Origin of the sequence: Xanthomonas protegens, assembly GCF_038442435.1 — a bacterium.
In the GTDB taxonomy this organism is placed as follows: Bacteria; Pseudomonadota; Gammaproteobacteria; order Xanthomonadales; family Xanthomonadaceae; genus Xanthomonas_A; species Xanthomonas_A sontii.
In genome coordinates this window covers 86871-103900 of the sequence record NZ_JAQJCQ010000014.1, presented here as the reverse complement: position 1 = coordinate 103900, position 17030 = coordinate 86871, and the positions used below count along the sequence as shown (strand labels likewise).

Sequence of the window (17030 nt, the reverse complement as noted above, 5' to 3'; positions counted from 1 at the left end):
TCACCAACGCGGGCCGTTCCCGCCAGGAGCCTCACATGACCAATCTCTCTCTGTTCTCGTCCTCGCGTGGCGCGCTGCTGCCGCCGGCGACCGTGCGCAACGACGCCGGTGGCGCCGCCTATGCGCGTTCGCCGCAGGCGGCGCTGGCGCTGTACGCGGCCACCGGCTGCTTGAATGGCACGTTCTATGCCGGTGCCGAGGTGCAACTGCAGCAGGTGCTCGGGCTGTGCGCGCAGGTCGAGCCGGCCTTCGTCGCGCAGACCGCGATCTACGCCCGCCAAGTCGCGCACATGAAGGACATGCCGGCATTGCTGTTGGCCACGTTGACCACCCGCGATCCGGATCTGTTCGCCCGGGCCTTTCCGCGCGTGATCGACAACGGCCGCCTGCTGCGCAACTTCGTGCAGATCGTGCGCAGCGGGCAGCTCGGGCGCAAGTCGCTGGGGTCGCGGCCCAAGCGCCTGGTGCGGCAGTGGCTGCAGCAGGCCTCGGCGCAGACCATCGTGCAGGCGGCGATCGGCCAGCAGCCGTCGCTGGCCGACGTGATCCGCATGGTCCACCCGAAGCCGGCCGACGCCGAGCGCGAGGCGCTGTACGCGTGGGTGGTCGGCAAGCCGTACCGCGAGGAGGCGTTGCCGGCGATGCTGCAGGCGTACGAGGCGTTCAAGCGCGCGCCGTCGGCGGCGTTGCCGGAGCTGCCGTTCCAGTACTACACCGCCTTGCCGCTGACCGCGGCGCATTGGGCGGCGTTGGCTCGCAATGCCTCGTGGCAGACCCTGCGCATGAACCTCAACACCTTCGCGCGGCACGGCGTGTTCGAGGACGAGGCGATGGTGGCGCAGGTCGCGGCACGCTTGCGCGATCCGGCGCAGATCCAGCGCGCCCGGGTGTTTCCGTACCAGTTGCTGGTGGCCAGCACCGCGGCCAGCCAGTTGCCACCGCAGATCGGCGAGGCGTTGCGCGACGCGATGGAGATCGCGACGCGGCAGGTGCCGCGGTTGGACGGCAAGGTAGTGGTCGCGGTGGACGTCTCCGGGTCGATGGCCGCACCGGTGACCGGCTTCCGCCGTGGCGCCAGCAGCAGCGTGCGCTGCGTGGATGTCGCCGCGCTGATCGCTGCCTGCGTGCAGCGGGTCAATCCGCGCGCCACGGTGTTGCCGTTCGACACCCAGGTGCGGTCGCTGCGGTTGCGCCAGCGCCAGGACGTGATCGCCCAGGCGCAGCAACTGGCCGCCTTGTGCGGTGGAGGTACCAGCGTCAGCGCGCCGCTGCTGCAGTTGAATGCGCAACGCGCGCCGGTCGACCTGCTGGTGCTGGTGTCGGACAACGAGAGCTGGCGCGACACCCGCAACGGGGCGACGGCGACCATGCGGGCCTGGGCGGAGTTGAAGGCGCGGTGTCCGCAGGCACGCATGGTCTGCATCGACCTGCAGCCGGTGGCCACCAGCCAGACGGTTGAGCGCGACGACATCCTGCATGTCGGCGGCTTCAGCGACGCAGTGTTCGACCTGCTGGCCACGTTCGCGGCCGAAGGCGCCGGCGCCAAGCGCTGGGTCGAGCGGATCGGCTCGATCGTGGTGTGAGGCAGCTTGAAAGCTGGTTTGCCCGGCGGGCAATGGGGCCCGCCGGGCTGCAGGAGAAACACGATTCGAGTTGAGGGAGGCGGCGATGGTGGTCTCCTTGTTTCGCCGCCGGCGTCCACGAATGCCGATGGAACTACAGCCTTTTAAGCTCCAGGTCGCGGGTTCGAGTCCCGCCCACTCCAAGGATGGGGTTGGTAGCTCAGTTGGTAGAGCAGGAATGTTCCATCCCTCTTGTCGCGGACGTCGTCGGTCTTGTTGTGTGCGTTGCATGGAAGCACTGGACCCGGCGGGCAATGGGGCCCGCCGGGCCGCAGGAGAAACACGATGTCAGTTGATGGAAGCGGCAGCTGCCGCTTCCCGGTTTCGCCGCCGGCGTCCACGAATGCCGATGGAACTACAGCCTCTTAAGCTCCAGGTCGCGGGTTCGAGTCCCGCCCACCCTGCGATGGGGTGGTAGCTCAGTTGGACAGAGCGGGAACGTTCCATCTCTCTTGTCGTGGCCGTCGTCGGTCCTGTTGTAGGCGTTGCCTGGCGGATGCAGGCGGAACTCCATCGGTCGCGGGTTCGAATCCCGCCCGCCCTACGGCGGTAGCTCAGCGGTAGAGCGATCGTTCCGCGTATGGACTTGCCGCATAAGGCGATGCGTTGGTTTTGCGGTGAATGCAGGTGGAACTCCATCTGGCAGCCCTTCATGGGTCGGGTTCGAGTCCCGGCCGCACGGCGTCAGTGACGCCATGCGGAAGGTTCCACCCTCCCTCGTCACCGCGCTTTTTTTCTTTGACTATGCGTTACACAAGGAGCAACACCATGAACACCGAGCAGTACGACGTCATCGCGCAGCCGGGAGCGGCGCCGATCAAGCTGTGGACCCGCGGCGTGCCGCTGGAGGACGAGGCGCGCCAGCAGCTGCAGAACATCGCCAAGCTGCCCTTCATCCACCGCTGGATCGCGGTGATGCCGGACGTGCACCTGGGCAAGGGCGCGACCGTCGGCTCGGTGGTGCCGACCATCGGCGCGATCGTGCCTGCCGCGGTCGGCGTGGACATCGGTTGCGGGATGATCGCCGCGCGTACCTCGCTGGTCGCCAGCGACCTGCCGGACAACCTGGCGCCGGTCCGCAGCGCGATCGAGCGCGCGGTGCCGCACGGGCGCACGCCCGGCGCGCGCGACAAGGGCGCGTGGCAGACGCCGCCGGGCGCGGCGGTGGACGGCTGGGCGCAGCTGGCCAGCGACTTCGCGCTGATCTGCGAGCGCCATCCGCGCCTGCGCAAGACCAACAACCTGCAGCATCTCGGGACCCTCGGCACCGGCAACCACTTCGTGGAAATGTGCCTGGACGAGACCCAGCGGGTCTGGTTCATGCTGCACTCCGGCTCGCGCGGCGTGGGCAACGCGATCGGCAACCACTTCATCCAGCTTGCCAAGGAAGAAATGCGGCGCTGGATGATCAACCTGCCGGACCAGGACCTGGCCTATCTGCCGGAAGGCAGCCAGTACTACGGCGACTACGTGTTCGCGGTGGACTGGGCGCAGCGCTATGCGCGGATCAACCGCGAGATCATGATGCGCAGCGTGGTCGAGGCGGTCCGCACGGTGATCGCCAAGCCGTTCGAAGCGCAGGCCGAGGCGGTGAACTGTCACCACAACTACGTCAGCCGCGAGCACCACTTCGGCAAGGACGTGTTCGTGACCCGCAAGGGTGCGGTGAGCGCGCGCAAGGGCGAGCTGGGTATCATTCCCGGCAGCATGGGCGCCAAGAGCTTCATCGTGCGCGGGCTCGGCAATGCCGACAGCTTCCACAGCTGCAGCCACGGTGCCGGCCGGGTGATGAGCCGCACGGAGGCGCGTCGCCGCATCAGCGTCGACGAGCACGCCAAGGCCACCGCGCACGTGGAGTGCCGCAAGGACCAGGACGTGGTGGACGAGTCGCCGGCAGCGTACAAGCCGATCGAGGCGGTGATGGCCGCGCAGCGCGATCTGGTGGAGATCGTGCACACGCTGCGGCAGGTGGTGTGCGTCAAGGGGTAGTCACAGGTGCCGGCCGGCTTGCACTGCCGTCGGTCGGCACCGATCGTTCGCGCGGGTTGGCCCGCACGGGCGTTTTCAACGATGGATTGCTTTGCAATGGACATGATCGAACTCGACGGTGCGGCGGGCGGCGGGCAGCTGCTGCGCACCGCGCTGACGCTGAGCCTGTGCACCGGCACCGGCTTCACCTTCAGCAACATCCGTGGTGCACGTCCGCGCCCGGGCCTGATGCGCCAGCACCTGACCGCGGTCGTCGCCGCGGCCACGATCGGCCAGGCGCGCACGCACGGGGCGCAGATCGGCGCGACCACGCTGCGCTTCGAGCCTGGAGCGGTCGTGCCCGGCGATTATCAGTTCGCCACCGGCAGTGCCGGCTCGACCACACTGGTGCTGCAGACGGTGCTGCCGGCGCTGTGGCGCGCCGCTGCGCCGTCGCGACTGACCCTGGAGGGCGGCACCCACAACCCGCTGGCGCCCTGCGCCGACTTCCTCGCCGAGACCTGGCTGCCGGCGCTGCAGCGCCTGGGCGTGAGCGCTGCGCTGACGCTGGACCGGCACGGCTTCTATCCGGCCGGCGGCGGCGCGCTGCGCGCCAGCATCGCGCCTTGTGCGCAGTTGCGGCACGTGGACTTCGCGGCACGCGGCGCGTTGCAGGCGATCGAGGCGCAGGTGCTGATCTCGGGGCTGTCCGGCAAGATCGGCCGGCGCGAACTGGCGGTGCTGGCCGAGCGACTTGGCGTGGACGCCAATCCGCGCCACGTGCACAGCGTGCGTCCGGCGCAGGGACCGGGCAACACCGCACTGGTGCGGGTGCGGCATGCCGCGCACGTGGAGGTGTTCGCCGGCCACGGCGAGCGCGGTGTCTCCGCCGAGCAGGTCGGCGAACGCCTGGCGGCGCAGGTGCGCCGCTACCTGGACAGCGGCGCCTGCGTCGGCGAGCACCTCGCCGACCAGTTGTTGCTGCCGATGGCGTTGGCTGGCGGCGGCGCCTTCACCACCGACACGGTCAGCGCGCACCTGTCCAGCAATGCCCGCCTGATCGAGAAGTTCCTGCCGGTGGAGATCGCCTGGGAGCAGGTGGCCGCACAGCAGTGGCGGGTGGTCGTGTCCAGCTGAGAGCGGCGGTACTGCTGGCAGGGTGTGTCGATGCCAGGGAAGGCACAGCGGGCGCCGTCATGCTTGCGTGGATTTGAAAGATCGACAGCGGCGCCCGACGCGCCGCCGCTTGTCTACGTTTGGCGCCGCCGCTTGCCGGATGCAGGACCATAATGGCGCGGCGCGGGCGCAGTCCCGCGCGGTCCCGGCGGTGTGCCGGGTTCCCGCCGCAGGATCAGGCGCAATGGAGGATGCACATGGACAAGAACGTGCGCGTGCTGTGCTGGTTGGTGTCGTCGACGCTGCTGCCGATCGCGCAGGCGATGGCGGATCCCCCCACCGAACTCATGCAGCCGCTGCCCGCGTCGCTGATCTTCAACGACGACAACGGCAAGATCCTCGGCACGTCCGGGCCGCAACGGCCCACCGCGTATGCCCTGGCGCAATGGGGCGCCAATCCGAACAGTTCGGATACCTTGCAGCCGGTCGTCGGCGGCTCGGCGCAGGGCTGGCAAGCGGAGAGTGTGCGTGCGCGGGTGAAGTACTACCCGCTGTACGCCGGTCATGCCAACGCCTACGAACTGGCGCAGGCCGACAACAAGTGCGCCGGCTCGGATCCGGGCAATCCGAATCCGTACGATGGCGAGAAGGACTTGTTCCTGGTGACCGCCGATTCGAGGTTCTGGGGCAGTAATGCCCTGCTGGGCTTCACGCCCAGTGCGCCGCTGTCCAGCCTTGGCGCGATCCGTATGCGGGTCGGGTTGAGCAGGACCTACGAGGACGATGTCCGCTGCGGCGGTACGGCGCCCAGCGGCACCGGCTATGCCTTCAGTTTCATCCTCGGCAATACGCAGGGACAGACCCTGTTCTATCAGATCGACCTGGGCCATACCGGCGCGACCCCTGCGCAGGATCCGTCCACGCCGTGGTGCCCGCATGGGTACGAAGACACGCAGAGTCTGGACTTCTGCCTGGACGACGACATCCGCAACATGGGCGGGCAGTGGAACCTCGCCGGCACGGCGACGTCCAACGACGTGGATTTCCTGCCCAGGCTGCTGCAGGTCATCGGCAAGGGGCACACCAAGCCGGTGCGCGACAAGCAGGGCAACCCCATCAACCTGGACCGCGATCCGAGCCACTGGACACTGACGTCGGTGTACATGGGCCATATCACCCAGGGCAAGACCATCAGCACCACGATCTGGTACGAGCCCAGCGTCAAGACCTGGCCGGGTGGCACCTTCTGCAGTGCGGCAGGCACGCTGACCCAGTACACCTGCAACATGAGCGCGCAGGATGCGAACCAACTCGGATCGGGATGGGTCGCGGTCGGCAATGCCTGCTATCACCGCAACGCGGGCACGTCCTGCCCGCCGTGACGCGTGGCGGTAGCGTGCTACGCGCTTTCCGGCGCGGCATTGCCGCGTTGGAAATCGGAGCGACGGCGTAGCGGAGCCCCATCACAGCGAGTGCCTGAGAACCGCGTTGCGCGTCCTGGGTTGCTATCCTGATCGGTGCCACCGCATTGCCAGGAATCTCGTTCCGATGCGCACTCCCGTCGCTTCTGTCCCGCTCGCGCCCGCACGGGCGCGCGCACTGTGGCTGCATGCCCAGCGTCTGACCACCCCGGCGCCATTCGGCCGTGGCGCCGAGGCGGTGCGGCAGGCGACCGCGCACCTGGGCTATGTGCAGATCGACACCATCCACGTGATCGCGCGTAGCCACCACCACGTGCTGTACACGCGCATTCCCGAGTACCGCGAACGGGATCTGGAACAGGCGCAGTCGCAGGACAAGTCGCTGTTCGAGTACTGGACCCATGCCTTGGCCTACGTGCCGGTCGCCGACTACCGCATGTACGTGGCGCAGATGGCACGCCGGCGCGCGCAGGCCGATGCCAGGGGCACGGTGAATGCGCAGGATTACGCGCGCTTGCTGCGGCGCATCCGTAGCGAGGGGCCGTTGTCGATCCGCGACATCGACGACGAGGTGCTGGTCGAGAAGACCCATCCGTGGGGCAGCCGCAAGCCATCGCGGGCCGCGTTGCAGTACGGCTTCTTCAGTGGCGACCTGGTGGTCAGCCAGCGCAGCGGCATGCTCAAGACCTATGAACTGGCTGCGCGGCACTTCGGCTGGCGGCAGCGGCCGCGTCCGGTCAGCGAGGCGCACTATGCGCGCTACCTGCTGCAGCGTGCGCTGCGCGCGCAGGGCATCGTCGGCGTTGAATCGATCTGCTACGGCGAGACCGTCGCCAAGCCGGCGGTGCGCGCCTTGATCGCCGCGGAAGTGGCGCGCAAGCGCCTGCGCCCGGTGCATCTGCAGGGCCAGGAGGGCGTCGCCCTGTGGGCCGAGCCGGAGCTGCTGGACAGCACGCCGCCGCCGCCGGATCCGACGCGGGCGCAGTTGCTGTCGCCATTCGATCCGCTGGTGATCCAGCGCAAGCGCTTGCAGCAGTTCTTCGGCTACCTCCATCGCTTCGAGGCCTACGTGCCGGCGCCGCAGCGGGTGCTGGGCTACTTCGCACTGCCGGTGCTGGTCGGCGACCGTATCGTCGCCGCGCTCGACCTGAAGATGGACCGTCGCGCCGGCCGCCTGCTGATCCAGCAATGGACCTGGCTGGAACCGCGGCGCCCGGCGCTGCAGGCGATGATCGACGCGGCGCTGCAGCGGTTCGAACGCTTCCATTTGCTGTAGCCGGGCGCTGCCGCCGCCAGGTATGGCTTGCGGCGGCACAGCTCGCGCCAACGGCATCCACGGCGCAGCGCCGGACTTCTAGATGGTGCCGCGCATCTCCGATCGCATGCGTAGGCCGGTTGCCGCCTCCTTGCGCTGCCGTCGCCGCGAACCCGATGCCTACGCACCGCGGCCAGGGTCACCTCGCGACCACAGGCCGCCGCTTAGGCTCGGGTTTCCCACGTTGCCTGTGCCGCCGCATGTCCGCTGCCCGACACTGTCTCCATGCTGCAATCGACGCCTGCCGGCGCGGTACGCCCGCGGTCCTGGCCGTGGCGATGGCCCGCGAAGGCTCCACCTACGCGCGTGCCGGGGCGATGGCCTTGTTCGGCCCCGATGGTGCGCAGCAGGGTTGGCTCAGCGGCGGTTGCCTGGAGCCGGAGATCGCGCGCTGCGCCGCGGAGGCCGCCGTCGCCGGCATGCCGGTGTGGATGGAGATCGATACGCGCGAGGACGAAGACCTGCTGTCGGGTTCGTCAGCCGGTTGCCGTGGCCGCCTGCACCTGGCCTTGCTGCCGCTGCTCGCCTTGCCGGGCTTCGACGGGCTGGCCCAGGCCTGGTTGCAGGGGCGCGGTGGCTTGACCCTGGCGCTCGAGGCCGACGGTCGCATCGCCGCCAGCGTGGCCGCGCAGGCGTTGCGGTGGTGCCTGCCTTGGCACGCGCTGTCTGCGGCGTCGCCGCGGGTCGGCGAAGTGCAGGTGCCGCCACCGCCGAGGGTCAGCGTCTTCGGTGCCGGCCCGGAAACCCCAGTGTTGCTGCCCCTGCTGCGTCAATTGGGCTGGATGACCACCCTGGTCGAGCAGCGGCCGCGCTGGTCTGCGTTGGCGGCGCTGGCCGACCGCGCCCTGGCATGCACGCCGACCCACGCCCTGGCCGACTGTGACGGCAGCGATGCGGCGCTGGTGATGCACCACAATTTCGAACTGGATCGCGAAGCGCTGGACGCGCTGGCCGGTAGCGCGATTCCGTTCCTCGGCCTGCTGGGACCGGTGCGGCGGCGTGAGGACCTGTTCCGTTTGCTGAGCCCGACGCAACGCGCGCAGTTGTCGCCACGCCTGCATTCGCCGATCGGGCTGCGCCTGGGAGGCAACGGCGCGGAGGCGATCGCGCTGAGCATCGCCGCGCAGTTGCAGGCCAGCCGGGCGGCGCCGCCGCGGCTGAGTGCGGTCGCGCAGGCGAGCGACAGGTTGCGGCGATCGCATCGCGATGCGCTGGCGGCAGCGCCGCGATTGCTGGCCGAGGGCGCTAGGTGATGGCGCAGGCGCACGCGGCGCTGATCCTGGCCGCGGGTGGCAGCCTCCGCCTCGGCCGTCCCAAGCAGACGCTGACCAGCGATGGCGAGCCGCTGCTGCGCAAGGTCGTGCGCCTGGCGCTGTCCACGGCGCCGGCGCGTTGCGTGGTGGTGCTGGGTGCACAAGCCGAGGCGCTGCACCCGCTGCTGGAGGGATTGCCGGTGGAATGCGTGCGCAATCCGGAGTGGTCCACCGGCATGGGCGGCAGCCTGGACTGCCTGCGTGCGGCGGTAGGCGACGATGCCGCGATCACCCACAGCCTGGTGCTCGGTTGCGACCAGCCGGCGCTGGCCGCGGCGCATCTGCAGGATCTGCTGGCGGCGGCCGCACGGGCGGCCTCCGGCTGCGCGGTGAGCGCCTACGCCGGCGTGCGCGGCATGCCGGCGGTGGTGGCGCAGCAGCGCTGGCGCACGCTGCCATTGGGCGGCGACCAGGGCTTGCGCGCGTTGTTCGCAACGCTGGCGCCGGACAGCCTCGGCTGCATCGTCGCGCCGGCCTTGGCGCTGGACCTGGACACGCCGGAGGATGTGCAGGCGGCGGTGGCGAAAGGGTGGCTGGATCCGTAGCGGTTGCATCGGCCGCGGTGTTGCTGCGACCGACGCCCCCCCTTGTAGGAGCGGCTTCAGCCGCGACAGGCATTCCCGGTAACGCCTGTCGCGGCTGAAGCCGCTCCTACGAGAGCAAACTGCGCGCAAAAACGCGGCGCAGCACGCGGCGATCGCACTCAGCCGATCAGCTTGTCCGGGGTGATCGGCAGGTCGCGGATGCGCTTGCCGGTGGCGTGGAACACGGCGTTGGCGATGGCCGCTGGAATGCCGACCATGCCCAGTTCGCCCATGCCCTTGACCCCGAGCGGGTTGACGATGGTGTCGTCCTCTTCGACGAACATGGTGTGGATCTCGTGCACGTCGGCGTTGACCGGCACGTGATAGTCGGCCAGCGAGGCGTTGAGCATGCGCCCGTAGCGATGGTCGATCTCGGTGCCTTCGCTGAGCGCCATGCCGATGCCCATCACCACGCCGCCGATTTCCTGGCTGTGCGAGGTCAGCGGATTCATGATCTTGCCGCAGGCGGTGGCTTCGATGACCCGCGTCACCTGCACCATGCCGGTATCCGGATCGACCTTGACCTCGATGAACTGCGCGCCGTGCGCGGCGGTGGCGTACTGCTTGCGCTCGGCCGAGGGTTTGGACTCGTGCACCACCTCCAGCTCCTGCAGGCCGTGCTGGCGCATCAGCTTGGCCACGTCCAGGCCGGCCTCGGGCTTGCCGGTCGGGCGCAGCTGGCCATCGACCAGTTCCACCGCATCCACGTCCAGCCCACTGAATGCGGCCTGCCCATCCTGCCTGGCCAGTTCCAGCAGCTTGCCGCGGATCTCGCGCGCCGCGCCATGGATCGCGCTGCCGACGCTGGCGGTGGTCCACGAGCCGCCCTGCGCCGGCGCCTTGGGCAGGCGCGTGTCGCCCAGTTCGAACTGCACGCGCTTGGCGTCGATGCCCAGATACTCGGCGGCGATCAGGGTCATCACCGTGTAGGTGCCAGGGCCGATGTCGGAGGTGGCACTGCCGACCCGGGCGCTGCCGTCGGCCTTCAGTACCACCCGTGCCAGCGCCGGCATCTGCATCGACGCCCAGGTGCCGGTGGCCATGCCCCAGCCGACCAGCAGACGGCCATCGCGCATGGAGCGCGGCTCGGGCGTGCGCTTGCTCCAGCCGAAGGTCTCGGCGGCGAGCGCGTAGCATTCGCGCAGCGCCTTGCTCGAGAACGGCTTGCCGCTCTCCGGATCGGTCTCGGCGTAGTTCGCCAGGCGCAGTTCCAGCGGATCCATCTTCAGCGCGTAGGCCAGTTCGTCCATCGCGCACTCGATGCCGAACATCTGGCTGATGGTGCCGGGTGCGCGCATCGCCTGCGGCGTCGGCAGGTCGGTCTCCACCACCTCGAAGCGGTCCTCCACGTTCGGGCAGGCGTACAGCGAGCGCGCGTTGCGGAAGATGGCCTCGTTGAACGCCTCGATGCGCGAGGTGTTGAGCACGTGCCGGTAGCGGATCGCTTGCAGCGTGCCCGCGGCATCGGCGCCCAGGCCCAGCTCCACGCGGTAGTAAGGCCGGTACCCGTGGCCGCTGAACATCTGCCGCCGGGTGTAGACGATCTTCACCGGCAGGCCGACCGCCTTGGAGACCGCGCCGAGCAGGAAGGTGTAGTAGTTGGGGCGCAGGCAGGAGCCGAACGCGCCGCCGACAAACAGCGAGACCACGTTGACCTTGTCCATCGGAATGCCGAAGTAGCCGGCCAGCTGCTCGCGGTCCTGGTAGACGTTCTGGCTCTTGTTGACCACGGTCAGGGTGTCGCCGATCCAGTAGCCGATGCCGCCGTGCGGCTCCATCGGGTTGTGGTGCTCAACCGGCATCGTGTACGCGGCCTCCAGCTTCACCGGCGCGGCGGCGAACGCGGCCGCCGGGTTGCCGCGCGGCTTGGGCGAGTCTTCCGGGGTCGGATCGTGCGCCTGGTCGAGCAGCGCGTCGAAATCGGTGTGCGCGGGCTCGGTGGCGTAGTCCACCTGGATCAGTCGCGACGCGTGCCGCGCCTGCTCGAAAGTGGTGGCCACCACCACCGCGATCGGTTGCGCGTTGAAATGGATGCGATCGTCGACCAGGGCGCGGAACGACAGATCCTCGCCTTTCTTCTTGACCGCGTCGGACACCGGCTTGATCGCATTGAGGTGGGTCAGCACCTTGATCACGCCTGGCGCGGCTTCGGCGGCGCGGGTGTCGATGCGCACGATGCGGCCCTTGGCGATGGTGCTGGTGAGGATGTAGCCGTGGACCAGGTGCGGGATCTGGAACTCCGCCGCATAGCGCGCCTTGCCGGTGACCTTGGCGTAGCCGTCGACGCGGCGCATTTCCTTGCCGATGTAGTTCATTGCCGGTTCTCCGGTTGGCCGCTCACGCGGCGTCGCTGCCGCTGGCGCGGTGCAGGGCGCGGATCATCGCGTGCGTGCCCATCGGGATCTTATAGGCGTTGTGCGCCAGCGGCCGCGCCGCGGCCATCTCGGCCCGCGCGGCGGCGGCGAAGGCAGTCTCGCCGACGTGCTGCCCGACGAGCGCACGTTCTGCCGCGCGCGCGCGCCAGGGCTTGTGCGCCACCCCGCCCATGGCGATGCGCGCTTCGCGGATGCGTCCATCCGGTTCCAGCGCCAGCGCCGCGGCCACCGAGACCAGCGCGAACGCATAACTGGCCCGGTCGCGCACCTTCAGGTAGTGGCTGTGCGCGGCGAAGCTCTGCGCAGGCAGGGTGATCGACTCGATCAGTTCGCCGTGCGCCAACTGATTGTCCAGGTCGGCGCGTGCGTCCGGCAGCAGATGGAACTCGGCGAACGGGATTTCGCGGTGTGCGCCGGCTGGCTTGCGTACGTTGACTGTCGCGTCCAGCGCGGCGAGCGCCACGCACATGTCCGACGGATGCACCGCCACGCACTGCGCGCTGTGGCCGAAGATGGCGTGGGTGCGGTTGAGCCCCTCGCGCGCGCCGCAGCCGCTGCCTGGTTCGCGCTTGTTGCACGGCAGGGCGGTGTCGTAGAAGTAGCCGCAGCGCGTGCGCTGCAGCAGGTTGCCGCCGTTGCTGGCCATGTTGCGCAGCTGCATCGTGGCCCCGGCCAGGATCGCCTGGCTCAGCAACGGATAGCGTTGACGCACAAGAGGATGATTGGCGGTCTGCGTGTTATTGGCGAGCGCGCCCAAGCGCAGGCCGCCGTCGGCGGTTTCGGCGATCTCGGCCAGGCCCTTGAGCCGGGTCAGGTCGACGATCTCGTCGGCACCGGTCACCCCTTCCTTCATCAGGTCGAGCAGATTGGTGCCGCCGCCGAGGAAGCGCGCGTTCGGGTTGGCGGCGACACGGCGCACCGCGTCTTCCGGCGAGGTCGCACGCTGATACTTAAACGGCGTCATCGGCCACCTCCTTCGCCATCTTCAGGGCAGTCAGCTCGGATTGGTCGACATAGCGCCAGGTCAGCGGCCGCGGCGCGCCGCCGCTGTGCACGTCCTGGATGGCGGCGACGATCTTCGGGTAGGCGCCGCAGCGGCAGATGTTGCCGCTCATGCGCTCGCGCACCTCGGCGTCGCTGAGCTCGGTCACCGGCCGGCTGACGTCGGCGCTGACGTGGCTGGCGTCGCCGCGCTTGATCTCGTTGAGCAGCGCCACGGCCGAGCAGATCTGTCCCGGGGTGCAGTAGCCGCACTGGAACCCGTCGTGCTGCACAAAGGCGGCCTGCATAGGATGCAGCCGCTCGCCGTCGGCCAAGCCTTCGATGGTGGTGATCTGCGTGTCCTCGGCCTGCGCGGCCAGGGTCAGGCAGGAGAGGCGGCGCTCGCCGTCGACGATCACCGTGCAGGCGCCGCACTGGCCGTGATCGCAGCCCTTCTTAGTGCCGGTCAGTGCCAGGTGTTCGCGCAGCGCGTCCAGCAGCGTGGTCCGTGGATCCAACTGCAGTGCGTGGCGCTGACCGTTGACCTCAAGGACCACGGGCAAGGCGTTCTGCGGTGGCGCGGCCTTGGCGGCCGGCGCGGCAAACGCGGCCTCGCTGAAGAGGATCTGCCCGCCCGCGCTGCTCAGACCGGCGGCCGAGAGCAAGGCAATGAATTCGCGGCGCGAGAGGCCGTTGATGCCGAGTCGACGCGCGAGCGCGGCTTCGTCCTCGCTCAGCGGGGTGTCGCGCGCGCTGTCGGCGGCGCCGGACGCGTCATCGGAACGGTGGGGCTCATGCTGCATCGGTCTCTCCTGCCTGGGGACCGCCACCGCGCGCGCCATGGTGCCGCAGGAAGCGAGTCGACCTGGGTAGCAGCGCCATCGCGGCGCCGGCGTACGGGCACGCATCGGAACCCGGCCGCCAGCATCGCGGCGATACCGCGAAGGGATTGCGAAGAGGGCGCGAAGGCAGGGTGTCGAGGCAGTGAGGCGATTGGGCCGTTGCCTGGGGGCGGCAATGGCACGTGTGCGGTGCGCATTGACGCTTGCCGGGACGGCCGCCGCCGCGACAGGCGCCGAAGCGCGCCTGTCGCGGCAGTAGCGGTTGCATCACCTGCGTCTGCGATGCCGGCGGCGCTACCAGCGATACGCCACCGACAGCTGATACTGGCGGCCGGCGATCGGGCGGCCCATGAACACGCCGCCGGTGGCCGCGCCGGGCACGCGCACATTGCCCTCGGTCAGGCCCAGCGTATCGGTCACGTTACTGCCGCTGACGGTGAACTCCCAGTGCTCGCCGCTGTGCAGGCTGGCGCCTACGTCCAGCATGTCGTAGGACGGCAGGCGCTGGCTGTTGGCCAGGTCGGCGTAGCGTTCGCCGATGTAGGAATAGGTGGCGAACACGCGCAGGTCGCCGAACGGCAGCATCCAGTAGTAGCTCGGGGTCAGCCGGAACTGCCGCTTGGGCTGGCGCATGACCTGGTTGCCGGTGTACTCGCGGTAATTGCGGTACTTGGCGTCGAGCCATACCCCGGTGCCGGCCAGTTCGAAGCCGCCGAACGGGCGGATCGCGCCTTCCACCTCCAGGCCATAGGCGCGCGAATCGCCGACCGTGGTGAAGTTGCTGCCATTGGCCAGGAACGCCTGGAACGGCGAATTCTTGAAGGTGTTGTAGAACGCGGTGAGGTACAGGTCGTAGTTGGCCGCGCCCGACTTCAATCCCAGTTCGTACTGCCGGATGTCCTGCACCTTGGTCTGCCCATCGCGCAGGTTGTCGAAGCCGGGAAACTTGACCCCGGAATTGACCCGCGCGAACACGCTGTTGTGCGTGTCGAGCTTGACGTTCAATCCGGCCGTCCACGACAGCGCATTGTCGTCCTGGTCGATGCGCCGCGCGCTCGGCAGCGAGATCGAGGTGGCATTGTCGTAGAGCGTGGCCGGATTGCCGTCCAGGTCCACGGTGGCGGTGTCGTGCACCGTGCCGGTGACACGCTGGCGCTCGTAGCGCACACCCAGGTCCAGGCGCAGGCGCTCGTCCAGTTCCCATTCGTCGGCGACGAACACCGCGGCGTTCTCGCCCCGGTAGTGCGCGCGCAGCGCCAGGAAGGCGGTGCTGGTGAAGCCATCGCGGGTGGGCTGGCGGCCGTCGTCCAGGGTCACGTCGATGCGCCGCGCATGGTTCTGCGCGGTCAGCAGCATGGTGTTGCCGAGGTACCAGGTGTCGTTGGAGGTGTACCTGGCGTAGTAGCTGCCCACGGTGAGGGTGTTGCCGGCGAACAGCGCACGGCTCAGGCGCAGGTCGTTGGTGAAGGAGTTCAGGCGCTTGTCCACCGACCACCAGCCGGCTTCCAGCACCTGCTGGTTCGGATCGACCGCGCCGCCGCCGTTGGTATAGCGCGCGCTGCCGGTGCTGCCGTAGCCGGCGATGAAGTCGCCCAACCGCTGCGGCGCGTCGCCGGTGAACAGCGCGTAGGTCGGCGCGGTGCCGCCCATCACGTTGAAGCGGTCGGCGACGGTCCAGTCGCCCACTTCCCAGTTCAGTTCGCCGCCGAACACGTCGATGTTGACGCCGCGGCCGTCGCCCAGATCGCGCTGGATGGTCTGGCCGTTCGGGCCGACCGGCAGGGTGACGTTGCGGAAGTCGTCGCTCAGCAGCGTGCCACGCTGCGCGTCGAGGCCGGGGAAGCTGGACAGGTCGTTGCCGTTGTTGCGCGACAGCAACGGGATCGCGGTGTAGAAGGCGTTGTTGTCGTCGGTGTGGCGCGCATAGAACGACAGTTCGCCGCTGTCCCAGCGCTTGCTCAGGGTGGCGCTGAACTGGCCGCCCTTGTCGGCGGGGAACTGCGGGTCGCGCACGCCGTCGGTCTCGCGGAAGAAGCCACCGACGCTGTAGTACCAACCGTTGCCCATCGGCCCGCTGTCGAACAGATCGATGCGGCGCAGGGCGTCGCTGCCGCCGGTGACGCGTACGCTGCCTTCCGGCTCGTCCTGGCCTTTCTTCTGGATGAAATTCACCGTGATGCCGGCTTGCCCATTGGAGAAGATCGGGCTGGGGCCGCCGCGCAGCACTTCCATGCGCTCGATGGTGTCGTCGGTGCGGAACAGCGTGGAGTTTTCCAGGAACGACAGGGTCGGCGGCGGGAACAGCGGCGCGCCGTCGAGCTGGAAGGTGACGAATGGCGCATCGCCTTCGGACGGCATGCCGCGCACGAAGATGTTGGCGCCGGTGCCGCCGCCGCTGGGCTCGGCCCACACGCCCGGCACGATCTTCAGCAGGTCGGCGCTGCTCTGAGGCACCGCCTGCTGGATCTGCTCGGGTGTGGCGGTGGTGATCGAGAAGCTGGCGTCGCGCTTGCGCAGGCCCTTGAAGCGCGCGGTGCCGCTGACGACGACGGCATCCAGGGTGGTGGCGTCGGGTTGCGTTGCAGGCGCGGCGGGTGCGTCGGCGCTCTGGGCCAGCGCGGGGGGCGCGAGCAGGGCGGCGGCGACGGACAGGGCAAGCAAATGGCGAAGCGGCGCAAGATGCATGAAGAATCTCTCCTTTCTTCATTCGGAACGATTGGCCGGGATGCGGCACGCGCGTGCGGCGCGCGGCCGCGTCGCATCGGCCGGGACGGCGCGAAGCAGGGGGCGACGCGCGGCGCCCTTTGTAACGCCGTCGGGCGATCGGAGCGTTGTGCAGCGCGGTACGGGCCGCGTTTGCGTGACAGGTTGCCCAGGCAGGTCGCCATCGCACCGCAACCTGCGGCGTGTGCTGCGCAGTGCGGCGTCGCTTCGGTTGGTCATGCGTGTGGTCATGCATGGCGTCGCAGGAGGGACGCAGCCGTGACAGAGACGCAGCCGTGACAGAGATGATCCGGAATGCCGATCGCGGTCGATTTCCAGAAGGACGCAACGCGCCGCTCCTGCGCAGCGTGCATCCGGGACAAGGGCCGTCGCCATCGTCGCCACGCGCCGCTTGCTATCGTGGCGCGCTGCGCGTCCAGGAGTGTCCTGCAATGAAGAACTGGCTGTTCCTGCTGGTGGCCATCCTTGCCGAGGTGGTCGCGACCTCGGCGCTGAAGGCCAGCGAGGGCTTCACCCGGCTGTGGCCGACGCTGCTGGCGCTGTGCGGCTATGGCATCGCCTTCTACCTGCTGTCGCTGACCCTGCGCAGCGTGCCGGTGGGCGTGGCCTATGCGCTCTGGTCGGGCATCGGCATCGTGTTGATCTCGCTGCTGGCGTGGTGGCGGTTCGGCCAGGCGCTGGACCCGCCGGCGATCGTCGGCATGGCGCTGATCGTGGCCGGCGTAGTGGTGATCAACGTGTTCTCGCGCAGCGCGCCGCATTAGCGGAA

The 17030-nt window shown here is 69.0% G+C and carries 12 protein-coding genes; 8 read left to right on the top strand and 4 right to left on the bottom strand.

Annotated features, from left to right (window positions below; all coding sequences use genetic code 11):
• Positions 1 to 35: 35 nt before the first annotated feature.
• From PIQ37_RS16000 to PIQ37_RS15970, 7 genes are all read left to right on the top strand, one after another.
• Positions 36 to 1583 carry a TROVE domain-containing protein gene (locus tag PIQ37_RS16000; RefSeq protein ID WP_342074206.1) on the top strand — a complete coding sequence of 516 codons (1548 nt, stop codon included), beginning with the start codon at positions 36 to 38 and terminating at the stop codon, positions 1581 to 1583.
• An 807-nt stretch (positions 1584 to 2390) separates the two neighbouring features.
• Positions 2391 to 3611: an RtcB family protein gene (locus PIQ37_RS15995; protein ID WP_342074205.1), complete on the top strand. Its 1221-nt coding sequence runs from the start codon at positions 2391 to 2393 to the stop codon at positions 3609 to 3611.
• Positions 3612 to 3707: 96 nt separating this feature from the next.
• Positions 3708 to 4727 carry an RNA 3'-terminal phosphate cyclase gene (gene rtcA / locus PIQ37_RS15990; RefSeq protein ID WP_342074204.1) on the top strand — a complete coding sequence of 340 codons (1020 nt, stop codon included), beginning with the start codon at positions 3708 to 3710 and terminating at the stop codon, positions 4725 to 4727.
• 236 nt (positions 4728 to 4963) lie between these two features.
• A complete protein-coding gene (locus tag PIQ37_RS15985) occupies positions 4964 to 6088 on the top strand; it encodes a hypothetical protein (protein ID WP_342074203.1) in 1125 nt (374 codons plus the stop codon).
• A 166-nt stretch (positions 6089 to 6254) separates the two neighbouring features.
• A complete protein-coding gene (locus PIQ37_RS15980) occupies positions 6255 to 7403 on the top strand; it encodes a winged helix-turn-helix domain-containing protein (RefSeq protein WP_342074202.1) in 1149 nt (382 codons plus the stop codon).
• A 317-nt stretch (positions 7404 to 7720) separates the two neighbouring features.
• Positions 7721 to 8695, top strand: a complete 975-nt coding sequence (locus tag PIQ37_RS15975) for an XdhC family protein (protein WP_407137075.1) — start codon at positions 7721 to 7723, stop codon at positions 8693 to 8695.
• Entirely contained in the window at positions 8695 to 9300 is a 606-nt protein-coding gene (locus PIQ37_RS15970) for a nucleotidyltransferase family protein (RefSeq protein WP_342074200.1), read from the top strand. The genes PIQ37_RS15975 and PIQ37_RS15970 overlap by 1 nt, the downstream gene beginning before the upstream one ends.
• Before the next feature lie 158 nt (positions 9301 to 9458).
• Here PIQ37_RS15970 and PIQ37_RS15965 read toward each other — a convergent pair whose 3' ends face one another.
• The 4 genes from PIQ37_RS15965 to PIQ37_RS15950 form a co-directional block, all read right to left on the bottom strand.
• Positions 9459 to 11654 (bottom strand): xanthine dehydrogenase family protein molybdopterin-binding subunit, encoded by a 2196-nt coding sequence (locus tag PIQ37_RS15965; protein ID WP_342074199.1) that lies wholly within the window; start codon positions 11652 to 11654, stop codon positions 9459 to 9461.
• 22 nt (positions 11655 to 11676) lie between these two features.
• A complete protein-coding gene (locus tag PIQ37_RS15960) occupies positions 11677 to 12678 on the bottom strand; it encodes an FAD binding domain-containing protein (protein WP_342074198.1) in 1002 nt (333 codons plus the stop codon).
• A complete protein-coding gene (locus PIQ37_RS15955; protein WP_342074234.1) occupies positions 12665 to 13498 on the bottom strand; it encodes a 2Fe-2S iron-sulfur cluster-binding protein in 834 nt (277 codons plus the stop codon). The genes PIQ37_RS15960 and PIQ37_RS15955 overlap by 14 nt, the downstream gene beginning before the upstream one ends.
• 333 nt (positions 13499 to 13831) lie before the next feature.
• A complete protein-coding gene (locus tag PIQ37_RS15950; RefSeq protein WP_342074197.1) occupies positions 13832 to 16222 on the bottom strand; it encodes a TonB-dependent receptor in 2391 nt (796 codons plus the stop codon).
• A gap of 470 nt (positions 16223 to 16692) precedes the next feature.
• On the opposite strand from PIQ37_RS15950, the gene PIQ37_RS15945 reads away from it, so the two are divergent.
• Positions 16693 to 17025 carry a DMT family transporter gene (locus tag PIQ37_RS15945; protein WP_010343489.1) on the top strand — a complete coding sequence of 111 codons (333 nt, stop codon included), beginning with the start codon at positions 16693 to 16695 and terminating at the stop codon, positions 17023 to 17025.
• Positions 17026 to 17030 lie beyond the last annotated feature (5 nt).